Raw genomic sequence first — 22,613 nt, 5'->3', positions numbered from 1 at the left:
CGCCGGCGGGCGCCGGCCGGGGCGGGCCTCGGACCGACCCGCGCTCAGCGCCGGTCGGGCGCCTCGCGCGGCACCGGCAGGCGCGGGACCACGGCCGGCGGGTGCGGGCGGCTCCGCGGGACGTGCGCGACGGTGGCGAGGTCGGGCGCGCCCGCGAGGACGACGGGTCGTGCGGCGGTCGGGGCGGATGCCACGGGCTGCGGCTCGTCGTCGGCGCCGGAACGTGCGACGTCGAACCAGGCCCGCCGCGTCGGGCTGCACACGACGCCGTACGCCTCGTCGCCGAAGACGCCGCCGCGGGAGAAGTCGGTCACGGCCTGGGCGCGTCGGAGCGCCTCGGCGGTGGCCGGATCTCGTCGTTCGAGCCGGCCGGCGCGCCGGTCGAGCGCGAGGCCGTCGGACGCGAGCAGGGTGGTGCCGACCAGGACGCCCGCGAACGCGAGCGTGGCGGCGAAGCTGAGCAGGTCTGCGAAGGCCATGGCATCCCCCGATCCGAGAGAACCTCAGTGTACGCCCGGATCAGGGTCCGGGGACCGACCTGAGGCCGAGCGAGTCGGCGAAGCCGAGCATGTCGGCATGGACCTCGCACACGCCTTCCTCGCCCACCGGCTCACCGCCCACGCGCACGACCGCCTCATCGCCCCCAGCGAGGCCGAGCTCGCCGCCGCGGAGGCCCGGGCGCTCGCCCGCCGCCGCGCCGCGCTCGACCGCGCCGAGCAACGCACCTACACCGAGCGTGGCCGCCACCGGGCGGCCGCACCCCGCCCGGTGCACGCCTGACGCCGCACCGGGCGGTCGAGCCTGTCGAACCCGACGAACGGGGTGGTTTCGACAGGCTCAACCGCCGAACGTCCTACGCGAACGCCTCCACCGGCGGGCAGGCGCACACCAGGTTGCGGTCGCCGAACGCCTGGTCGATGCGGCGCACCGGCGCCCAGTACTTGTTCCGCACCAGCGACCGCACCGGGTAGACCGCCTGCTCGCGCGTGTACGGGTGCGTCCACTCCCCCGCGATGACCGACTCGGCCGTGTGCGGCGCGTTCCGGAGCGGGTTGTCGTCGGCCGGCCAGTCGCCGCGGCCGACGGCGTCGGCTTCCGCCTTGATCGCGATCATCGCCTCGATGAACCGCTCGAGCTCGGCGAGGTCCTCCGACTCGGTCGGCTCGACCATGAGCGTGCCCGCGACGGGGAACGACATGGTCGGCGCGTGGAATCCGTAGTCGACGAGCCGCTTGGCGATGTCGTCGACCGTGACCCCGGTCTCCGCCGTCAGGGGCCGCACGTCGAGGATGCACTCGTGCGCCACGAGCCCGTTCTCGCCGGTGTACAGCACCGGGAAGTGGTCGCGCAGGCGCGCGGCGACGTAGTTCGCGGCGAGCACCGCCGACGCCGTCGCCTCCTTGAGGCCCTCGGCGCCCATCATGCGCACGTAGGCCCACGAGATCGGCAGGATCGACGGGCTGCCGTATGGCGCCGCCGACACCGGTCCGCCGCCGTGCACGAAGCCGCCGGCGTGGTCGGGGCGCTGCGCGAGCGGGTGGCCGGGCAGGAACGGCGCGAGGTGCGCCTTCGCCGCGACCGGGCCGACGCCGGGGCCGCCGCCACCGTGCGGGATGCAGAACGTCTTGTGCAGGTTCAGGTGCGAGACGTCCCCGCCGAAGTCGCCGAAGCGGGCGAAGCCGAGCAGCGCGTTCAGGTTGGCGCCGTCGACGTACACCTGGCCGCCGGCGTCGTGCACGGCCTGCGTGATGTCGGCCACGTCGTGCTCGTACACGCCGTGCGTCGACGGGTAGGTGATCATGAGCGCCGAGATGGATGCCTCGTGCTCGGCGATCTTCGCGCGCAGGTCGGCGAGGTCGACGTTGCCGAGCTCGTCGCACGCGACGACGACGACCCGCATGCCGGCGAGCACCGCCGAGGCCGCGTTGGTGCCGTGCGCGCTCGACGGGATGAGGCAGACGTCGCGCTGGGTGTCGCCGTTCGCGAGGTGGTAGCCGCGGATCGCGAGCAGGCCCGCGAGCTCGCCCTGGCTGCCGGCGTTCGGCTGCAGCGACACCGTGTCGTACCCGGTCACCTCGGCGAGCCACGACTCGAGCTGCTCGATCAGGCCGAGCGAGCCGACGACGTCGGCCTCCGGCGCGAACGGGTGCAGGTTCGCGAACGCGGGCCAGGTGACGGCCTGCATCTCGGTCGCCGCGTTCAGCTTCATGGTGCACGAGCCGAGCGGGATCATGCCGCGGTCGAGCGCGTAGTCGCGGTCGGCGAGGGTCTTCAGGTACCGCATCATCTGCGTCTCGGACTGGTGCGTGTTGAACACCGGGTGCTGCAGGTACGACGACGTGCGACGCAGGCCCTCGGGGATCGCGTTCGGCAGGATCGCCGCCCGATCGAGCGAGCGCTCCTCGGGGCCGCCGAACGCCTGCACGACCGCGTGCAGGTCGGCGAGCGTCGTGGTCTCGTCGACGGCGACCTGCACGGTCGCCTCGTCGGCCTCCCACAGGTGGATGCCGAGCTCGCGCGCCCGCGCGACGACGTTCCGGGCGAGGCCCGGCACGTGCACGCTGAGCGTGTCGAAGTACCCGTCGGTCGCGACCCGCTGCCCGATCTCCTCGAGCCAGCCCGCGAGGAGGCGCGCCTTGCCGGCGACCTCGGTCGCGATGTGACGGATGCCCCCGGGCCCGTGGTACACCGCGTACATCGACGCCATCACGGCGAGGAGCACCTGCGCCGTGCAGATGTTCGACGTCGCCTTCTCGCGGCGGATGTGCTGCTCGCGGGCCTGGAGGCTGAGCCGGTACGCCGGCGCGCCCGAGGCATCCACCGACACGCCCACGAGGCGACCCGGCAGCTGCCGCTCGAGGCCCTTGCGGACCGCCATGTAGCCGGCGTGCGGGCCACCGAAGCCCATCGGCACGCCGAAGCGCTGCGACGTGCCGACGGCGACGTCGGCGCCGAGCTCGCCGGGGCTCGTGATGAGCGCGAGGGCCAGCAGGTCGGCGGCCGCGACGACGAGCGCGCCCTGAGCCTTCGACGCGGCGATGAGCGCCGAGGGATCCCACACGCGACCCGACGCGCCGGGGTACTGCACGAAGAGGCCGAAGTGCTCGCCGAGGTCGGCGACGCGCTCCGGGGCATCCGCCTCACCTGAACCGAAGCGGTCGGCGAGGGCGACCTCGACGAGCTCGATGCCGACCGCCTCCGCACGCGAGCGCAGCAGCGCGAGCGTCTGCGGCAGCGCGTCGGCATCGACGACGAAGCGGTTCGAGCCCGACTTCGAGGCCCGGCGTGCCAGCAGCATCCCCTCGACGACCGCGGTGCCCTCGTCGAGCATCGACGCGTTCGCGATGTCGAGCCCGGTGAGGTCTTCGACCATCGTCTGGAAGTTGATCAGCGCCTCGAGGCGGCCCTGCGAGATCTCGGGCTGGTAGGGCGTGTACGCCGTGTACCAGCTCGGGTTCTCCAGCACGTTCCGCTGGATCACCGCGGGGGTGATCGTGCCGGAGTAGCCGAGGCCGATCATCGACGTGCGGACCGTGTTCTGCGCGGCGAGGGCCGCGAGCTCGGCGAGCGCCTCGCGCTCGGTCGCGGCCGCCGGGATCGCGGAGGAGACGACCTCGCCCATGCGGATCGAGGTCGGCACCGCCGCGGCCATGAGCGCGTCGATCGAGTCGTGGCCGAGCTCGGCGAGCATGCGCTCGCGGTCGGCGAGGGTCGTGCCGATGTGCCGGCGCCCGAAGGCGTCCACGTCGAACGTCGAGGGGGTGTGCTGCATGAGGGAGGTGGGTCCTTGCCTACTCGCCGACCAGGGCGCGGTACTCGTCGTGGGAGAGGAGCTTCGGCAGCGACGCGGTGGTCGCCTTGATCAGCCAGCCCTCGCCGAAGGGGTCGCTGTTCACGAGCTCGGGCGCGTCGACGACGGCCTGGTTGGCCTCGACGACCTCGCCGTCGATCGGCGAGTACAGCTCGCCGACCGACTTGGTCGACTCGATCTCGCCGACGACCTTGCCCGCGGCGATCGCGGTGCCGGCGGCGGGCAGGTCGACGTACACGACGTCGCCGAGCTTCTCGGCGGCGTAGTCGGTGATGCCGATGGTGACGGTGTCACCGTCGACCTTCACCCATTCGTGCTCCTCGGTGTACAGCAGGTCGGTGGCGTCGGTCACGGGATGCTCCTCGATCGGGATGGCTGGTGGTGGGTGTTCGGTGGTGCGCCGGCCGACGGCCGGCACCGGGTTCAGGGCTGGCGCTTGTAGAACGGCAGCGGCACGACGGATGCCTCGATCCGCGTGCCCCGCACGTCGACGGCGAGCGTGGTGCCGAGCTCGGCGTGCGCCGGGTCGACGAACGCCATCGCGATGGGGTGGCCGAGCGTCGGCGACAGCGCACCGCTCGTCACGGTGCCGACGGCCTCGGCGTCGCCGTCGACGCCGGCGACGACGTCGTAGCCGGCGCGGGGCGCGCGGCGGCCCTCGGTGATGAGGCCGACCAGCACCGGGGCATCCGCCGCCGGGCCCTCCTCGCTGGCCGCGCGGCCGACGAAGTCGCCCTCCTTGGCGAGCGCGACGACGCGGCCGAGGCCGGCCTGCGCCGGGCGGATGTCGCGGCCGAGCTCGTGGCCGTACAGCGGCATGCCCGCCTCGAGGCGGAGCGTGTCGCGGCTCGCGAGGCCGCACGGGGTGACGCGCGGACCGCCGGTCTCGCGGAGCGCCTCCCACAGGCCGGACGCGCGCTCGGGGGCGAGGTAGAGCTCGAAGCCGTCCTCGCCGGTGTAGCCGGTGCGGGCGACGAGCACGGGCTCGCCCTGGTACTCGGCGGCGATCGCCCGGTAGTACTTCAGGCCGTCGAGCGCAGCGAGGAAGTCGTCGCGGTCATTGCCCGGGCCCTGGAGGCCGAAGCCCTCGGTCTCCTGGAGCACGGCGAGCGCGTCGGGCCCCTGGATCGCGATGAGCGCGACGTCGTCGCTCTCGTCGAACACGTCGGCCTCGAACGGCGCAGTGCGGTCGCGGAGCTCCCCGACGACGACGTCGCGGTTCGACGCGTTCGCCACGACCATGTAGCGGTCGTCGCCGGTGCGGTACACGACGAGATCGTCGACGACGCCGCCGTCACGGCCGAGCAGCAGCGTGTACTTCGCCTGGCCGATCGCGATGGCCGACAGCTTGCCGGCGAGCGCGTAGTCGAGGGCGTCGGATGCCTCGGGCCCGACGACGAGGATCTCGCCCATGTGGGAGAGGTCGAACAGGCCCGCGCGCTCGCGCACCGCGTGATGCTCGGCGAGGTCGGACTCGTAGCGGACCGGCATCTGCCAGCCGGCGAAGTCGGTGAACTGGGCGCCCGCGGCACGGTGCACGGCATCGAGCGGGCTGCGGCGTTCGGGGATGGTTCCGAGGTCGGTCACGAGTTCTCCAGGATCACGCGGATCACGCGACGGATGCCGCGTCGGGAACTCCCCCTCTGTCATGGGCCTGAGAGTTTCACGCCGGAGCCGGGGCTCGTGGCGCTTTCACCGTGGGCGGGACGAGGCAGAGTTGCTCGATCCACTTTTCAGAGTGGCCTCGTCATCGCGGTGATATGACCTGAGAGATTGGCGGGGAGGCTTGCTCCTTCGGTGCCTGCGCCCGCCTGTTCCCAGTCGGTGCCGGCTCTCCCGCGATGCGTCGATGGCCCGGTATTCGGTTCTGGGGTCGATCCTAGCCGACGGGCGGCGCGGTCACGCGGTCGTGATGATCGCGATCGCCGCGTCGCGGAGCGCGGGGACGGCGAGCACCGCGACGATGAGCAGGTTCACCACGACGGTGGCGGCGAAGACCGTGCGGAAGGGCTGCTTGCGCGTCTTGTGGCGGTAGCGCTGCTGCGCGAACAGGCCGCCGGGCCAGCCGCCGAGGAGGTCGAGCAGGTGCAGGGTCGCCTCGGGCACGCGCCAGGCACCCGCGAGCGCGGCGCGCTTGTCCTTCGCGTAGGCGACGAATGAGGCCGTGGACAGGGCGAGGTACCCGAGCGGGACGACGAACGAGACATCGAACCACAGCACGCCGGCGAGGAGCGCGACGGCGAACGCGCCGAGGACGAACGCGGCGCCCGTGCCGAGATCACCCACGGGCTGCCGGACCTGCTCCGCGCGCGCCCAGGCGGCGCGGACGCGGCCGTCGGATGCGACCTCCGAGCGGTAGTCGATCGGCGTGCCCGGAGCCGGACGGCCTCGCGCACCCTCGAAGGCGGAGATATGCACGAAGACGCGGGGGCCGCCGCCGTCGGGTCGGATGAAGCCGAATCCGCGGTCGTCGTTCCATTCGGCGAGGGTGCCTCGGGCGGGGGTCGGGTTCGGCATGACCCGATGCTAGGGCCGGAACGACGCACGGCGGATGCACCCTGATGAGGGCACGTGACGTCACGGGTTTGTGTTCGGGTCAGAGTGACTGTAAGCTGCATCCAGCACTTAAGGTCAGATCGACTTGAAGGCGTCCAGGGATCTGGGAGGTGAACGCATGGCCCGTCAGCATGCCGACGACGCGCGCCTCGCCGTCTCGACGGTCATCTTCGCGCTCGAGCCCGGCGCGACCCCCGACGCCCGCCACGCGGCATCCGACCGCCGTTCGCTCTGGATCCCCCTGGTGCGACGGCTCCGCGAGCCCGGCAAGGACCGCTGGGCGCTCCCGGGCGGATGGCTCGGCCGGGGCGAGGCCCTCGAGACCGCCGCCGCCCGCACCCTCGAGGAGACGACCGGCGTCACGCCCGCGTACCTCGAGCAGCTCTACACGTTCGGCGCCCCCGACCGCTCCCCCGACGAGCGCGTCGTCTCCGTCGTCTACTGGGCGCTCGTGCGACCCGAGGAGACCACCGGCGCGATCGACGACCCGAACGTGCGCTGGTTCGACCCCGACGACCTGCCCGACCTCGCCTTCGACCACAACGCGATCGTGCAGTACGCGCTCGCGCGGCTGCGCACCAAGCTCGGGTACTCGCAGATCGCGCACGCGTTCCTCGAGCCGACCTTCACCCTCGCCGAGCTCCGCGAGGTGTACGAGACCGTGCTCCGCCGCCCGCTCGACCCCGCCAACTTCCGGCGCACGGTCGAGGCATCCGGCGCTCTCATCGAGACGGGCGAGGTGCGCACCGGCACCCGCTACCGCCCGCCGAAGCTGTACCGCCCCGCCGAGCCGGCCGACACCGGCGCGAACGGGCTGTTCCGAGTCCCCATCGCACCGCACCTGAGGAAGAGCCCGTCATGACCCTCATCGATCCCGCCACCACGACCGACGCCGACCTCGCCGCCACCCGGCTCGCGGCATCCGTCGACCGCACCATCCGGCTGATCTCGACCGGCGCGACCTCCGGGTCGACGTGCGCGCCCGAGCTCGCCGACGGGCCGTGGTCGTTCGACCGCGGGCCCGTGGCCTACGGCCCCGGCGCCTCGCAGGGCGACGTCATCCCGACCGGATCGCCCCGCCAGGGCGCACTGCCCGCCGCGTACCGCGAGGCGTCGAACGACGAGCTGCACGCGCGCATCCGCGCCGCGAAGGCGACCCTCGGCGACCGCGTCGTCGTGCTCGGCCACTTCTACCAGCGCGACGAGGTCGTCGAGCACGCCGACTTCGTGGGCGACTCGTTCCAGCTCGCCAACGCGGCCCTCACGAAGCCCGACGCCGAGGCGATCGTGTTCTGCGGCGTGCACTTCATGGCCGAGACGGCCGACATGCTCTCGAAGCCCGAGCAGGCCGTGATCCTGCCGAACCTGGCCGCCGGGTGCTCGATGGCCGACATGGCCGACGAGTCGAGCGTCGAGGAGTGCTGGGAGCAGCTCGCCGACGTCTACGGCGACCTCGACACGCCCGACGCCGACGGCCGGGTGCCGGTCATCCCCGTCACGTACATGAACTCCTCGGCGGCGCTGAAGGGCTTCGTCGGCCGGCACGGCGGCATCGTCTGCACGTCGTCGAACGCGCGCACGGTGCTCGAGTGGGCCTTCGAGCGCGGACAGCGGGTGCTCTTCTTCCCCGATCAGCACCTCGGCCGCAACACCGCGAAGGCGATGGGCGTGCCCCTCGAGCAGATGCCGATGTGGAACCCGCGCAAGCCCCTCGGCGGCAACACGGCCGACGAGCTCGGCGACGCCCGCGTCATCCTGTGGCACGGGTTCTGCTCGGTGCACAAGCGCTTCACCGTCGACCAGATCGCGAAGGCGCGCGCCGAGCACCCCGGCGTGCAGGTCATCGTGCACCCCGAGTGCCCGATGCCGGTCGTCGACGCGGCCGACGCCGCCGGCTCGACCGACTTCATCGTGAAGGCGATCGCCGCGGCGCCCGCCGGCACGACGTTCGCGATCGGCACCGAGATCAACCTCGTGCAGCGCCTCGCCGCCGAGTACCCGCAGCACGAGATCTTCTGCCTCGACCCCGTCGTGTGCCCGTGCTCGACGATGTACCGGATCCACCCCGGCTACCTCGCCTGGGTGCTCGAGGAGCTCGTCGAGGGCCGCGTCGTCAACCGCATCCAGGTCGGCGACGACGTCGCGGCTCCTGCCCGCCTCGCGCTCGAGCGGATGCTCGCGGCCAAGCCGCCGGTCGCGGCGCCCGCGCCCGTCGCCGGAGCCTGACATGACCCGCGTCCTCGTCGTGGGCGGCGGCATCGCCGGGCTCTGGACGGCGGTGCGCGCCGCCGACGCCGGCTGCGAGGTCGAGCTCGTCACGAAGGCCGAGCTCGTCGAGGGGTCGACGCGGTACGCGCAGGGCGGCATCGCCGCGGCGCTGTTCCCGGACGACTCGGCCGATCGCCACTTCGCCGACACGATCGACGCCGGCGCGGGCCTCGCCGACCACGAGGCCGTGCGGGTGCTCTGCGACGAGGGCCCGGCCCGAGTGCGCGACCTGATCCGGTTCGGCGTCGACTTCGACCGCGGCAGCGACGGCGGCCCGGCTCGCGGCCTGGAAGCCGCGCACTCCCGCGCCCGCATCCTGCACGCCGGCGGCGACGCCACGGGTGCGGCGATCGAGCACGCCCTCGTCGCCACCGTCCGCCGGCGCGCGGTCGCGATCGTCGAGGGCGCCATGCTCGTCGACCTGGTCGTCGAGCACGGCCGCGTCGTCGGTGCGCGCGTGCTCAACCGCGACGGGGCGCTCCGCGAGCGCCGGGCCGACGCGGTCGTGCTCGCCACCGGCGGCACCGGATGCCTCTACCGGCACACCACCAACCCGGCGGTGGCGACCGGCGACGGCGTGGCCGCCGCGTGGCGCGCGGGCGCCCGCGTCGCCGACCTCGAGTTCACGCAGTTCCACCCGACCGCGCTCGCCGCACCCGGCACGCCCCTGATCTCCGAGGCGGTCCGCGGGGAGGGCGCGGTGCTCCGCGACGAGGACGGGCACCGGTTCGTGCTCGACGTCGACCCGCGCGGCGAGCTCGCGCCCCGCGACGTCGTGGCCCGCGCGGTCTGGCGGCGCATGCGCGAGCAGGGCGGCGCAACCGTGCGGCTCGACGCGACCGCGCTCGAGGCCGCGGAGCCCGGGTTCCTGGCCCGCCGGTTCCCCGGCATCGACGCGTCGGTCCGGGCCGCCGGCTTCGACTGGGCGCGGGAGGCCGTGCCGATCACGCCCGCCGCGCACTACGCCATGGGCGGCGTGGCGACCGACCTCGACGGCCGCACCAGCCTGCCCGGCCTCTACGCCGTCGGCGAGACCGCGCGCACCGGCGTGCACGGCGCCAACCGGCTCGCGTCCAACTCGCTCCTGGAGGCGGCGGTGTTCGCCGAGCGGGCGGCCGCCGCGATCGCCGAGGCCCCCGCCGCTCGCGGCGAGGTGCCCGACGCGGGGCGGGACATCCGCCTCGCCGCGCACCCCATCCCCCAGGCCGTGCCCGTCGACCGCGCGGCCCTGCAGGAGCTGATGTGGGAGCGCGCCGGACTCGTGCGCGATGCCGAGGGGCTCGCCGAGGCATCCGCGACGCTCGCGACCTGGCGTGCGCCCGAGGTCGTCGACCGCCGCACCGCCGAGGACCGCAACCTGCTCGACCTCGCCCGTCTCACGGTCGACGCCGCGCTCGCCCGCCGCGAGAGCGTCGGCGCCCACTTCCGCAGCGACGCCCCCGCCGCCGCGACCCCCGCCGATGCTGCGGCGACCACCGCCGCCACGCCCCGACCCGACCGAGAGGCCGCCTGATGACCGACGTCCGCGAGATCGACCGGATCGTCTCCGCCGCGCTCGACGAGGACGCCCCCTGGGGCGACCTCACCGGCGACACGCTGATCCCCGTCGACGCCACCGCGACCGCCGACCTCGTCGCCCGCGAGGGCGGCGTGCTCAGCGGCATCGACGTGTTCGCCGCCGCGTTCCGGCTCGTCGACCCGCGCATCGCGGTCACGGCCCTCGCCGCGGACGGCGACCGGTTCGAGGCGGGCGACGCCCTCGCCCGCGTCGCGGGGCCGGCCCGGGGCATCCTCCGCGCCGAGCGCGTCGCGCTCAACCTGACGCAGCGCATGAGCGGCATCGCGACGCTCACGGCGCGCTACGTCGAGGCGGCGGCGGGCACGCGGGCCCGCATCGTCGACACCCGCAAGACCACGCCCGGCCTGCGCAGCCTCGAGCGCCAGGCGGTGCGCGACGGCGGCGGCCGCAACCACCGCCGGTCGCTGTCGGACGCGATCATGGCGAAGGACAACCACCTCGCGATCCTCACTGCGGGCGGCGCCGACCTGGCGACGGCCCTGCGGGCGGCGCGCGAGCGGATGCCCCACACGACGCACCTCGAGGTCGAGGTCGACCGGCTCGACCAGGTCGAAGCGGTGCTCGCCGGCGGCGCCGACACCGTCATGCTCGACAACTTCACGCTCGACGACCTGCGCGCGGGCGTCGCGCTCATCGACGGACGCGCCGTGGTCGAGGCATCCGGCGGCGTGAACCTCGACACGGTCGCGGCGATCGCGGCGACCGGGGTCGACGTCATCTCGGTCGGCGCGCTCACCCACTCGGTGCGCTCGCTCGACCTCGGACTGGACGTGGTCGTCGCACCGTGATCTTCCTCGACCACGCCGCCACCACGCCCGTCCGCCGCGAGGCGCTCGAGGCGATGTGGCCGTACCTCACCGGCTCGTTCGGCAATCCGTCGAGCCGGCACCGGCTGGGTGACGAGGCGGCCCAGGCGCTGGCGTGGGCGCGCGACGAGGTGGCCGCCGTGCTCGGCTGCCGGCCCGGGGACATCGTGTTCACCTCGGGCGGCACCGAGGCCGACAACCTCGCCGTGAAGGGGCTCGCACTCGCGAACCCGCGCGGGCGCCACCTGGTGATCTCGCCGATCGAGCACGAGGCGGTGCTGGAGTCGGCCGATCACCTGGCCCGCGTGCACGGCTTCGACGTCGACCGGGTCGAGGTCGACGCGGGCGGCGTGGTGCGGCCCGAGGCACTCGAGCGGGTCATCCGGCCCGACACGACGCTCGTGTCGATCCAGCTCGCGAACAACGAGGTCGGCACCGTCCAGCCCGTCGCCGAGCTCGCGGCCATCGCGCACGCGCACGGCGCCCTCATGCACACCGACGCGGTGCAGGCCGCCGGCTGGCTGCCGCTCTCGCTCGACGCCCTCGGGGTCGACGCGCTCTCGCTCGCCGGGCACAAGGTGGGCGCCCCGAAGGGCACGGGCGTGCTCGCCGTGCGCGGGCGGCTCCCGCTCGAGCCCGTCGTGCACGGCGGCGGCCAGGAGCGCGGCCGCCGGTCGGGCACCGAGAACGTCGCCGGCGCGGTCGCGTTCGCGACGGCGCTGCGGCTCGCCGAGGCGGAGCGGGCGGATGCCTCCGCGCGCGTGCGCGATCTCGCCGACCGGCTGATCGCCCGGGTGCTCGCCGAGGTGCCCGAGGCCCGGCTCACCGGCGACGCGGTCGACCGGCTGCCCGGCACCGCGTCGTTCGTGTTCCCCGGCACCGCCGGCGAGGCCGTGCTGCTCGAACTCGAACGCGACGGCGTGCTCTGCTCGAGCGGGTCGGCGTGCGCCGCCGGCAGCGACGAGCCCTCGCACGTGCTCACCGCGATCGGCGTTCCCGCGGAGGTCGCGCAGACGGCCGTACGGTTCACGCTCGGCGCCGAGACGACCGCCGACGAGGTCGAGGAGGCCGCGTCGGCGGTCGAGCGAGCCGTCGCGGCGGTGCGCGGCATCGGCGCGTAGGCGCTCGGCGAGGCATCCGCGCCCTTCGGGACGGCATTCGCCCGGAGCATCCGCTCGCCCTCGACTCACATCCGAGGGCCGTCCGCGTGACGCAGATGTCACCCAGCGGAAACACCACCGGAAATCGACTGGAACGTCGAACCCGCACCATCGAGCGTATGAGCTCGCCATCGGAGATCGCGACCCGGCCGCAGGCCGGGACGACCCGCACGGTCTGCTCGTACTGCGGGGTCGGTTGCGGCATCACCGTCACGACCGCGCCGGCCGGCACCACCGACCTGCTCGCCGTCGCCAAGGTGGCCGGCGATCCCGCCCACCCGACCAACCACGGGCGGCTCTGCACGAAGGGCGCGACGCACGCCGACCTCATGGCCGCCCCCGGCCGCATGACCACCGCGTTCGTGCGTCCCGCCCGCGGCGAGGCCGCCGTGCCGGTGCCGCTCGACTCCGCGGTCGCCGAGGCCGGCCGCCGGCTCCGGGCGATCGTCGACGAGCACGGGCCCGACGCCGTCGCGCTCTACGTCTCCGGGCAGATGTCGATGGAGGCGCAGTACCTCTCGAACAAGCTCGTGAAGGGCTACCTGCGCGGGCTCAACATCGAGTCGAACTCGCGGCTGTGCATGGCGTCGGCCGGCACCGGGTACAAGCAGTCGCTCGGCGCCGACGGGCCGCCCGGGTCGTACGAGGACCTCGACCACGCCGACCTGTTCTTCGTCATCGGCTCGAACGCCGCCGACTGCCACCCGATCCTCTTCCTGCGGATGGCCGACCGGCTGAAGCAGGGCGCGAAGCTCATCGTCGTCGACCCGCGGCGCAGCGCCACCGCCGACCGCGCCGACCTGTTCCTGCAGATCAAGCCCGGCACCGACCTGGCGCTCCTCAACGGCCTGCTCCACCTGCTCGTCGAAGACGGCGCGATCGACGAGGCGTTCATCGCCGCGCACACCGAGGGCTGGGAGCGGATGCCCGAGTTCCTCGCCGACTACGACCCGGCGACGGTCGCCCGGCTGACCGACCTCGACGAGGGAGACATCCGCACCGCCGCCCGCTGGATCGCGGAGGCCGGCGAGTGGATGACGCTCTGGACGATGGGCCTCAACCAGTCGACCCACGGCACGTGGAACACCAACGCGATCTGCAACCTGCACCTCGCGACCGGCGCGATCTGCCGCACCGGGAGCGGGCCGTTCTCGCTCACCGGGCAGCCGAACGCGATGGGCGGCCGCGAGATGGGCTACATGGGCCCGGGGCTGCCCGGCCAGCGCGCCGTGTTCAACCCGGCCGACCGCGCGTTCGTCGAGGAGCAGTGGGGCCTCGAGCCCGGCACCATCCGCGCCGAGGCCGGCACCGGCACGATCGACATGTACCGCCGCATGGCCGACGGCGAGATCAAGGCCGCCTGGATCATCTGCACCAACCCGGTCGCGAGCGTCGCGAACCGCAAGACCGTCATCGAGGGCCTCGAACGCGCCGAGCTCGTCATCGCGCAGGACGTCTACACCGAGACGGCGACGAACGCGTACGCCGACATCCTGCTGCCGGCGGCGCTCTGGGTGGAGTCCGACGGGGTCACCGTGAACTCCGACCGCACCGTCTCGCTCGTGCAGCGGGCGATCGAAGCCCCCGGCGACGCGCAGCCCGACTGGCTCACGATCTGCCAGGTCGCCCGCGCGCTCGGCTTCGACGAGGGCTTCGAGTTCACCTCCAGCGAGGAGGTGTTCGACGAGATCCGCCGGTTCTGGAACCCGCAGACGGGCTGGGACCTCCGCGGCGTCGACTACGAGCGCCTGCGCCGCACCCCCGTGCAGTGGCCCGCGCCCCCCGGCGACGACGCCGACCGGCACCCGATCCGCTACCTCAACGACGGCATCAGCCAGCGGCCGCACGTCGAGGACGACGGCACCGTGCCGCGGCTCGCGTTCGCGACCCCGTCGCGGCGGGCGCAGTTCCTCGCCCGGCCGCACATGGACCCGGCCGAGATGCCCGACGACGACTACCCCTGGGTGCTCGACACCGGCCGGCTGCAGCACCAGTGGCACACCATGACGAAGACGGGCAAGGTCGCGAAGCTCAACCGGCTGAACCCCGGGCCGTTCGTCGAGGTCCACCCCGAGGACGCGGCCGCGCAGGGCCTCGCCGAGGGCGACCAGGTCGAGGTCACGTCCCGGCGCGGGCGGGTCGTGCTGCCAGCCGTCGTCACCGACCGCGTGCGCCGCGGCACCCTCTTCGCCCCCTTCCACTGGAACGACGAGCACGGGGAGTACCTCACGATCAACGCCCTCACGAGCGACGCGGTCGACGCCGACTCGCTCCAGCCCGAGTTCAAGGTCGCCGCGGTCTCGATGCGGCGCGTCGGCCCCGCACCGAGCGCAGCGCTCGGCGACGGGCAGGGGGCGGATGCCTCGGGCGCGGCGACGGCAGCGGCGGATGCCCCGGACGGGGCGGCCTCGGGCGACGCGGGCACGATCGCCGTCGGCGGGCTCGCCGGCCTCGTCGCGTCGACCCCGCCCGTGCCGACCGCGGCGGAGCAGACGTACCTCGCCGGCTTCCTCGCCGCGCTCGCGGCGACCCCGATCGCCCCGGAGAGCGTGCCCGTGCTGCCGCCGACCGCGCCGCTGTCGATCGAGGTCCGTGCCTGGTTCGACGGCCTGCTCGCGGGCACCTACTCGCGCGTCGCCGTCGCCGGCGGAGCCGGCGGAGCGGTCGTGGCGACGGCGCCCGCGTCGGGCGACGACGGCGGGGCATCCGACGAGGTGACGGTGCTCTGGGCGTCGCAGACCGGCAACGCCGAGGACGTCGCCCGGCTCGCCGTCGCCGAGCTCGGCACCCACGGCGTGCCCAGCCGGCTCGTCGACATGGCGGCGTTCGACGCCGCCGACCTCGCGAGCGTGAAGCGCCTGCTCGTGATCACCTCGACCTTCGGCGACGGCGGCCCGCCCGACAACGGCGCCGGGTTCTGGGAGCGGCTCCGCACCGACGACGCCCCGCGGCTCGACGGGCTCCGGCACGCGGTGCTCGCGATGGGCGACTCGAACTACGACGACTTCTGCGGCCACGGCCGCAACCTCGACGACCGGCTCACGGAGCTCGGCGCCACGGCGCTCGTCACCCGGGTGGACTGCGAGCCCGACTACGACGCATCCGCCGCCGGCTGGCTGGCCGACGTCGTGGCCGCGCTGACCGCTGACGCGGGGGCCGCGGCCGCGCCTGCGGCCGGTGCCACCGCCCCGCCCGTGGCACCGCCGGCGCCCCTGGGCGGCGCCCCGGCCACGACCCCCGAGGTCTTCACGCTGGCGGGCGACGGCGGCACGGTCACCGTCGCCGCGCCGCGGAAGGTCTTCACCCGCGACGCGCCCGTCCGCGCCGCGCTCACGACGAACCGGCTGCTGAGCGGCCCCGGCTCGCAGAAGGAGGTGCGCCAGTTCGGGTTCGATCTCTCCGGCTCGGGTGCGGTGTACGAGGCGGGCGACGCGCTCGGCGTGCTCGCGGCGAACAGCGGCGGCCAGGTGGCCGAGTGGCTGGCCGCCACCGGGCTGCCGGCGGGCAGCGTCGTCGAGGTCGACGGCGTCGACACCACGCTCGGCGAAGCGCTGCACACGCACTTCGACATCACCAAGGTGAGCTCCGAGCTGCTGCGGTTCCTCGCGGCCCGCAACCCCGACCAGCGCCTCGGCAAGCTCGCCCGGCACAAGACCGAGCTCGAGCAGTTCATGTGGGGCCGCCAGGCCGTCGACCTGCTGCGCGAGTTCCCCGTGCGCGCCGACGTCGAGGAATGGGTGCGCGTGCTCAAGCGCCTCGCGCCCCGCCAGTACTCGATCTCGTCGAGCCCGAAGACGAACCCCGACGAGGTGCAGTTGACGGTCTCGGTCGTGCGCTTCGAGACCGAGGGGCTCGCCCGTGGCGGCGTGTGCTCGACGTTCCTGGCCGACCGGTCGGCCGACCGCACCGTGCCGGTGTTCCTGCAGCGGTCGCCGAGCTTCCGCCCGCCGCGGAACCCCGAGGCGCCGCTCATCATGGTCGGCCCGGGCACCGGCATCGCGCCGTTCCGCGGCTTCCTGCACGACCGCCGTGCCGACGGCCACACCGGCCGCAACTGGCTGTTCTTCGGCGGGCAGCACGCCGCGTCCGACTTCACGTACAAGCACGAACTGCAGGAGATGTTCTCCGACGGTTTCCTCACCCGCCTCGACCTGGCGTTCTCACGCGACCAGCGCCAGAAGGTCTACGTGCAGGACCGCATGCGGGAACACGGCGCCGAGCTCTGGCGCTGGCTCAACGACGGCGCGCACTTCACCGTCTGCGGCGACGCGGCCCGCATGGCCAAGGACGTCGACGACGCGCTGCTGTCGATCGCCCGCGTGCACGGCAAGCTCAGCGAGGACGGCGCGCTCGCCTTCAAGAAGCAGCTCCAGGCCGAGAAGCGGTACGTCCGCGACGTGTACTGACGGCCGGGGGCCGCAGCGGTGCCGTGGCGCGGCCCGTGTCGGTGGTCGCCGCTACCGTGATGGATGCATAGCCATGGTTCGGCCGGATCGGGAATAGCCCGTCCGCATCATCCGGTTGGCCTTCCTGTCGGCGCAGCGATCGCGACCGGCTTCGCCGCATCGACGACCACCTCCTTCCGCGCCGCTGGCGGCGCGCCTGAACACCTGGGGACCCACTTGACCGAACGCGCCCTCCCAGACCTCGACCAGTCCCTCGCCACCACCTCGACCGACGCCGCCGGCGACGCCACGGCCGCCGCCGAGGATGCCGCCGTCCGCGCCCACCAGCCCGCCCACGGCGCCCGCAACACCCGCGTCATCTGGCTGCTGCTCGCCGCCACCTTCGTCGTCTTCCTCAACGAGACGATCATGGGCGTCGCGATCCCGCACCTCGTCACCGACCTCCGCATCACGCTCGAGGCCGCCCAGTGGCTCACCACCGGCTTCATGCTGACCATGGCGATCGTCATCCCGATCACCGGGTTCCTGCTGCAGCGCTTCGCCACCAAGCCCATGTTCATCACCGCGATGAGCCTGTTCTCGGCCGGCACCGCGCTCGCGGCGCTCGCGCCGGGGTTCGAGGTGCTGCTCGCCGGCCGCATCGTGCAGGCCACCGGCACGGCGATCATGCTCCCGCTGCTCATGACGACGCTCATGACCGTCGTCGCGCCCTCCGACCGCGGCCGCTTCATGGGCCGCATCTCCATCGTGATGTCGGTGGCCCCGGCCATCGGCCCGACGATCGCCGGGCTCATCCTGACGTTCCTGTCGTGGCGGTTCATGTTCCTGCTGGTGCTGCCGATCGCGCTCGTGATGCTCGTCATCGGCGCCCGTCGGGTCGAGAACGTCAGCGAGACGAAGCGCCTGCCGCTCGACGTGCTCTCGGTCGTGCTGTCGGCGCTCGGCTTCGGCGGGCTCGTGTACGGGCTCAGCCTGATCGGCGGCGAGTCCGCCGGCACGGCGCCGGCCGGCGCCATGTGGATCGCGCTCGGCGTCGGCATCGTCGGCATCACCACGTTCATCGTGCGCCAGCTCGTCCTGCAGCGTCGCGACCGCGCCCTGCTCGACCTGCGCACCTTCCGCTCGGCGAACTTCGCGGTGTCGGTGGCCCTGATGGTCGTCGTGATGGCGACCCTGTTCGGCACCCTCATCGTGCTGCCCGTCTACCTCCAGAACGTGCTCGAGCTGGAGCCGCTCGCGACCGGCCTGCTGCTCCTGCCCGGCGGCCTGGCGATGGGCCTGCTCGGCCCGACCGTCGGCCGTCTCTACGACAAGGTGGGGCCGCGCCCGCTGCTGGTGCCGGGCAGCATCGGCGTGAGCGCGGTGCTCTGGCTGCTCACGACCGTCGGCCCGACGACGCCCGTGTGGCTGGTGCTCGCGGCGCACGTGTTCCTGTCGCTGTCGCTCGCGTTCATGTTCACCCCGCTGTTCACCTCGGCCCTCGGGTCGGTGGAGCCGCGGTTCTACTCGCACGGGTCGGCGATCATCGGCACCGTGCAGCAGGTCGCCGGCGCCGCGGGCACGGCGCTCTTCATCACGGTGCTGGCCTCGGTGCAGGTCGAGCAGCTCGCGGCCGGCTCGACGGCGGTCGCCGCCGAGGCCGCCGGCGTGCAGCAGGCGTTCCTCATCGGCGCGGTGATCTCGCTCGTCGCGATCGTGGGCGCGTTCTTCGTGCGACGGCCGGCGGATGTCCCGGCCGGCGAGTTCGCCGGGCACTGAGCCGCACCGTACGAGTCGGCGCACGACGGAGGGCCGGGGCATGATGCCCCGGCCCTCCGTCGTATCTGCGGCGCGGTCTCGGGCGCCTTGCGCGCCACTTCCCGGGCGCGCGCGCCCGTTCGGTCGGCGCGCAAGCCCGGGAAGTGGCGCGGGCGCCAGCGCCGCGCGGGTCCTGGTGCCGGCGGTCGGCCGTCAGCCGCAGTCGGGGCGGCAGCTCCGCTGCGAGAGCGCGTCGACGAGCACCAGGCTGAGGTCCTCCGGCTTCGAGGCCGAGTACGCCGCGCCGCCGGTGGCCTTCGCGATGCGCTGCATCGCGTCCATGTCGGTGTCGGGACCGAACCCGATCATGATCACCGGCACCGGCTGCTTCGGGTCGTTCATCTTGCCGAGCTCGGCGAGGAGCGTGTCGAGGTCGATGCCGTTCTCGTCCTCGTTGCGGCCATCGGTGATGAGCAGCACCGAGTTCACCTTCGCGGGGTCGTAGGCCTCGCGCACGCGCTGCACGGCCGCGAGCGTCGTGTCGTACAGGCCGGTCGCGCCGCCGAGGCGCCCGGGCAGCGAGTTGATGATGCCCGCGATCTCCTGCGTGTGCGCCTGGTCGGCGAGCGGCGCGATGGGCGACAGATCCTCCCAGTCGAGCTCGCCATTGCGCTGGGTGGAGAACACCCACACGCCCATCTCGACCTCGCCCGAGAACTTCTGCATCGCGCCGAGGGCGGCCTGCTGGAAGATGTCGATGCGGCGCAGGCCGTTCTCGGCCGGCTCCTCCATCGATCCGGAGACGTCGATGACGGCGAGCATCCGCGATCGCAGCGTGAGCACGCCCCACGCCCGCAGGATCTCGACCTGCGCGGCGCCGTCGAGCCCGGCCGCCGGTGCCGGCGGCTGCGGCGAGACGCCCTGGATGTCGAGGTCGCCGGTGCCGTCGATGGCCCGGAACCCGGCCGAGCGGAACGCCTCGGGGTTGTGGCGCAGCGTGCCCTCGAACGCGCCGATGAGCTCGGCGCGCGTGCCCTCGGCATCGCCCAGCGCGATGAACGGGTAGTCGAGCGCCACGGTGCCGTCGGCGGGGTACGCCGCCGCGAGCGGCTCGGTGCCGTCCTCGAGGTTGTGCTCTGCGACCAACCGCTCGCTCGTGATGACGACGGTCGCGTTCGGCAGCGACGACAGCGCGCTGAACGCCGACCCGGTCGAAGCGGGGATCGCCTTGCCGAGCTCGATCATCGCGCCCGCGAACTGGCGGGGGTCGTCGGGCGAGCTGTGCGCCTTCAGCGCCAGCAGGCCCGCGAGGCTCGCGGCGGATGCCTCGGGGTCGGGCAGGAGCGCCGGCAGCCCGCCGGCCAGCACGCGCGCCCAGGTGACGGGCTCGGAGGCGAGCTCCTCGGTGCGGGTCGCGGGCGCTGCGAAGACGATCGGCGACGTGGCGATCGTGCCCTTCGTGGTGAGCTCCGGCGCCGGACGCCCCAGCGAGGACGCGGTGGTCGCGGCGCGGTCGAGCCAGACGCTGGAGTCGGGGATCCAGATGTCGGCATCCAGGCCGCCGCCGGAGACGAGCGCCGCGGTGTCGGCGGCATCCTGCGCCTTCACCTCGGTCTCCACGCAGCCGTCGCGCGACGCGTCGAAGACGTCGGCGAGGTCGTCGACGACCGGCGCGACCGACGGGTCGGCGACCACGACGAGCTCGTCGACCGTCTCGCAGCCGGTCTCCGCGGACGCGAAGAGCGGATTGAGATGGCCGCCGACCCAGAGGTAGACGCCGCCGCCGACGAGGCCGATCACCGCGACCGCGGCGACGATGGAGACGATCAGGGCGCGCGCCGGCTTCTTCACCGGAGACGCAACACTATGCCGGCCCACAGGGACTCCCTACTATCCGGAGCCGAAGAGGGGGGACGCTGCCGGATGCTGAACGGGTTCCCCCGTCCAGGGGGAGGGTTCAGAACAGTGTAGGCGATACCTTCTCGACTTTCGGCAGTCATTCCCCGGGACTAGCCTCGGCGGCGAAGGGGGCGCTCATGATCATCCATCCCGTTCCGGAGGCCGAGGCGACCGGAGACGTCGCCCGCGTCTACCAGGAGGACATCGACGAGGTCGGCTACGTCCCCTCCCACACGAAGGCGATGGCGCTGAATCCGCAGGCCTGGGACGCATTCCACGCACTGACCCGCGCCGCTGCGAAACCGCTCGGCCTGCGCCGCTTCGAGCTCGTCACGCTGGCCGCCGCCCGCGCCACGGGGTCGCCCCACTGCCGGCTCGCGCACGGCGCGAAGTCGCTGCGCGCCGGGCTGTTCGAGGCCGACCAGCTCGAGCGGATCGCCCGCGACCCCGACGACGCCGGGTTGACCGACGCCGAGGTCGCGATGATGGCGTACGCCGAGCGCGTGGCGAGCGACCCCCGCGGCATGACCGACGCCGACACGCAGCGCCTCCGCGACGCGGGGTTCTCCGATGCGGAGATCGTCGACGTCACCGTCGCGGCCGCCGCTCGGGTCTACCTCGGCGTCGCCCTGCAGGCGCTCGCGGTCGAGCCGGATGTCCCGCCGATCCTGTCGCCCGCCGTGCGGGAGGCGCTCGTGGAGGGCCTCTGAGCGGATGGGCCCGCCGGAGCGGTTCCGCGACCGTCGCGATGCCGGGCGAAGGCTCGGGGCGCGGCTGGCCGAGCGCCGGCCGGTGGATCCGGTCGTGCTCGGGCTCCCCCGCGGCGGCGTGCCCGTGGCCGCGGAGGTCGCCCGCGCGCTCGACGCCCCGCTCGACGTCCTCGTCGTGCGCAAGGTCGGGGTGCCGGGCCGGTCGGAGGTGGCCATGGGTGCGGTCGGCGAGGGCGGGGTGACGGTGCGGAACGGCGACGTACTGCGCGCCGTGGGCATCGGCGGGTCCGAGTTCGACGCCGCGGCCGCACGTGAACGCCGGGAGGTCGAGGCACGCGTGACCCGGTTCCGCGAGGGACGCCCGCCGACCTGGCCGCGTCACGTCGCGGCTCCCCTCGCCGGTCGCACCGCGATCGTCGTGGACGACGGCATCGCCACCGGCGCGACCGCCCGCGTCGCCTGCCGCATCGCGCGGGCGCTGGGCGCCGCCCGGGTGGTGCTCGCGGTGCCGGTCGCGCCGCCGGACGCCCTGCGCCGCCTGCGCGCCGCCGACGGCGCCGACGAGGTCGTCGCCCTGCTGACCCCGCACGGGTTCATGGCGGTGGGCATGCACTTCGTCGACTTCCGCCAGACGCCCGACGACGAGGTGGTCGCGCTCCTCCGCGAGGCGGCCGATCGACGTGCGGGCGACGGCAGCGAGGCCGACTGACGGACGCACGCCGGCCGACGCGCGCGGATACGCGACCTCCGCCGCGCCGCCTCCGCCGCGCCGACTCCTCCGCGCCGACTCCTCCGCGCCGACTACGCCGCGCCGACCGCCGCACCCGGCGCCGTGCCGACCACGACCGACGCGTCGCGCTCGTCGTCGCGCACCACCCGCACGTCGAGGCCCGCCGCGGCGAGCACCGCGGCCGAGGCTGCGGCCTGCTCCTCCCCCGCCTCGACGAGCAGGTGCCCGCCGGGCCGCAGCCACTCGCGGGCGGATGCCGCGACCCGGCGGTGCACGTCGAGCCCGTCGGCGCCGCCGTCGAGCGCGAGGCGGGCCTCGTGGTCGCGGGCTTCGGGCGGCATCGTCGCGATCGCGGCGGTCGGCACGTACGGCGCGTTCACCGCGAGCACGAGCACCCGGCCGCGCAGGTCGGCGGGGAGCGCGTCGAAGAGGTCGCCGCCGAACACGCGTGCGCGGCGCGGCTCGAGCGTGCGACGGGCGACGCGCACGGCGGCCGGGTCGAGGTCGGCGGCGACGAGGTCGACGACCACGCCGGCGGCAGCGCTGCGCTCGAGGATCGCGGCGCCGATCGCGCCGGTGCCGCAGCAGAGGTCGACGACCACGGGCGGTCGTCGAGCCGGGGCATCCGCGCCGCCCGGGGCATCCGCACCGCCCGACGCAGCCGCCGCTGCCGCTGCACCCGCGCCGAGCACGAGCCGCACCGCCTCGTCGACGAGCGCCTCGGTGCGCATCCGCGGCACGAACACGCCGGGCTCGACCGGGATGCGGAGCCCCGCGAAGTCGGCCCAGCCGACGACGACCTCGAGCGGCTCGCCGGCGACCCGGCGTGTTGCGAGCGCCTCCAGCCGACCCGGATCGCCCGCGGCGGCCTCGCGCAGCATCGCCGCCTCGTCCTCGGCGAAGACGCAGCCGGCGGCGCGGAGGCGGGCGACGAGCGGATCGGTCATCCGC

At 74.0% G+C, this 22,613-nt stretch carries 17 protein-coding genes and 1 riboswitch; of the genes, 10 read left to right on the top strand and 7 right to left on the bottom strand.

What is annotated here, in order from left to right; translation table 11 throughout:
• Positions 1-44 precede the first annotated feature (44 nt).
• A complete protein-coding gene (locus ACGGZK_RS10650; protein ID WP_395242641.1) occupies positions 45-479 on the bottom strand; it encodes a hypothetical protein in 435 nt (144 codons plus the stop codon).
• 97 nt (positions 480-576) lie between these two features.
• Between ACGGZK_RS10650 and ACGGZK_RS10645 the strand changes: the two genes are divergently transcribed.
• Positions 577-780, top strand: a complete 204-nt coding sequence (locus ACGGZK_RS10645) for a hypothetical protein (RefSeq protein WP_395242640.1) — start codon at positions 577-579, stop codon at positions 778-780.
• A 73-nt stretch (positions 781-853) separates the two neighbouring features.
• Here ACGGZK_RS10645 and gcvP read toward each other — a convergent pair whose 3' ends face one another.
• The 4 genes from gcvP to ACGGZK_RS10625 all read right to left on the bottom strand — a co-directional run bounded on the left by gcvP (position 854) and on the right by ACGGZK_RS10625 (position 6,328).
• On the bottom strand, positions 854-3,772 hold the full coding sequence (gene gcvP, locus ACGGZK_RS10640; RefSeq protein ID WP_395242639.1) for an aminomethyl-transferring glycine dehydrogenase: 2,919 nt from the start codon (positions 3,770-3,772) through the stop codon (positions 854-856).
• 19 nt (positions 3,773-3,791) lie between these two features.
• Entirely contained in the window at positions 3,792-4,163 is a 372-nt protein-coding gene (gene gcvH, locus ACGGZK_RS10635; RefSeq protein ID WP_395242638.1) for a glycine cleavage system protein GcvH, read from the bottom strand.
• A 71-nt stretch (positions 4,164-4,234) separates the two neighbouring features.
• Positions 4,235-5,398 (bottom strand): glycine cleavage system aminomethyltransferase GcvT, encoded by a 1,164-nt coding sequence (gene gcvT, locus ACGGZK_RS10630; RefSeq protein WP_395242637.1) that lies wholly within the window; start codon positions 5,396-5,398, stop codon positions 4,235-4,237.
• A gap of 156 nt (positions 5,399-5,554) precedes the next feature.
• Positions 5,555-5,660, bottom strand: a riboswitch (glycine riboswitch).
• A 50-nt stretch (positions 5,661-5,710) separates the two neighbouring features.
• Positions 5,711-6,328: a DUF1294 domain-containing protein gene (locus ACGGZK_RS10625; RefSeq protein WP_395242636.1), complete on the bottom strand. Its 618-nt coding sequence runs from the start codon at positions 6,326-6,328 to the stop codon at positions 5,711-5,713.
• Between the two features lie 157 nt (positions 6,329-6,485).
• On the opposite strand from ACGGZK_RS10625, the gene ACGGZK_RS10620 reads away from it, so the two are divergent.
• The 7 genes from ACGGZK_RS10620 (at position 6,486) to ACGGZK_RS10590 (ending at position 18,344) form a co-directional block, all read left to right on the top strand.
• Positions 6,486-7,229 (top strand): NrtR DNA-binding winged helix domain-containing protein, encoded by a 744-nt coding sequence (locus ACGGZK_RS10620; protein WP_395242635.1) that lies wholly within the window; start codon positions 6,486-6,488, stop codon positions 7,227-7,229.
• The gene (gene nadA / locus ACGGZK_RS10615) at positions 7,226-8,593 is read left to right on the top strand and encodes a quinolinate synthase NadA (protein ID WP_395242634.1); all 1,368 of its coding nucleotides are present in this window, start codon (positions 7,226-7,228) and stop codon (positions 8,591-8,593) included. The genes ACGGZK_RS10620 and nadA overlap by 4 nt, the downstream gene beginning before the upstream one ends.
• Before the next feature lies 1 nt (position 8,594).
• A complete protein-coding gene (nadB, locus tag ACGGZK_RS10610; protein ID WP_395242633.1) occupies positions 8,595-10,148 on the top strand; it encodes an L-aspartate oxidase in 1,554 nt (517 codons plus the stop codon).
• Positions 10,148-11,002 (top strand): carboxylating nicotinate-nucleotide diphosphorylase, encoded by an 855-nt coding sequence (gene nadC / locus ACGGZK_RS10605; RefSeq protein ID WP_395242632.1) that lies wholly within the window; start codon positions 10,148-10,150, stop codon positions 11,000-11,002. The genes nadB and nadC overlap by 1 nt, the downstream gene beginning before the upstream one ends.
• Complete coding sequence (locus ACGGZK_RS10600; protein WP_395242631.1) at positions 10,999-12,141, top strand: cysteine desulfurase family protein; 1,143 nt, start codon at positions 10,999-11,001, stop codon at positions 12,139-12,141. The genes nadC and ACGGZK_RS10600 overlap by 4 nt, the downstream gene beginning before the upstream one ends.
• Positions 12,142-12,299: 158 nt before the next feature.
• Complete coding sequence (locus ACGGZK_RS10595; RefSeq protein ID WP_395242630.1) at positions 12,300-16,586, top strand: molybdopterin-dependent oxidoreductase; 4,287 nt, start codon at positions 12,300-12,302, stop codon at positions 16,584-16,586.
• A gap of 216 nt (positions 16,587-16,802) precedes the next feature.
• A complete protein-coding gene (locus ACGGZK_RS10590) occupies positions 16,803-18,344 on the top strand; it encodes a DHA2 family efflux MFS transporter permease subunit (protein WP_395242629.1) in 1,542 nt (513 codons plus the stop codon).
• Positions 18,345-18,536: 192 nt separating this feature from the next.
• Here the strand turns inward: ACGGZK_RS10590 and ACGGZK_RS10585 are convergent, their stop codons facing one another.
• Positions 18,537-20,174 carry a substrate-binding domain-containing protein gene (locus ACGGZK_RS10585; RefSeq protein ID WP_395242628.1) on the bottom strand — a complete coding sequence of 546 codons (1,638 nt, stop codon included), beginning with the start codon at positions 20,172-20,174 and terminating at the stop codon, positions 18,537-18,539.
• Positions 20,175-20,359: 185 nt separating this feature from the next.
• Here ACGGZK_RS10585 and ACGGZK_RS10580 point away from each other — a divergent pair, with 185 nt between their 5' ends.
• Positions 20,360-20,932, top strand: coding sequence for a carboxymuconolactone decarboxylase family protein (locus tag ACGGZK_RS10580; RefSeq protein ID WP_395242627.1), 573 nt, complete (start codon positions 20,360-20,362; stop codon positions 20,930-20,932).
• 94 nt (positions 20,933-21,026) lie between these two features.
• Positions 21,027-21,641, top strand: a complete 615-nt coding sequence (locus ACGGZK_RS10575; protein WP_395242626.1) for a phosphoribosyltransferase — start codon at positions 21,027-21,029, stop codon at positions 21,639-21,641.
• Between the two features lie 92 nt (positions 21,642-21,733).
• Here the strand turns inward: ACGGZK_RS10575 and ACGGZK_RS10570 are convergent, their stop codons facing one another.
• The gene (locus ACGGZK_RS10570) at positions 21,734-22,609 is read right to left on the bottom strand and encodes a methyltransferase (protein WP_395242625.1); all 876 of its coding nucleotides are present in this window, start codon (positions 22,607-22,609) and stop codon (positions 21,734-21,736) included.
• Positions 22,610-22,613: the final 4 nt, after the last annotated feature.

Origin of the sequence: Agromyces sp. MMS24-K17 (assembly GCF_043950245.1) — a bacterium.
Lineage (GTDB): Bacteria > Actinomycetota > Actinomycetes > Actinomycetales > Microbacteriaceae > Agromyces.
This window is presented reverse-complemented; position numbering and strand designations above follow the sequence as displayed.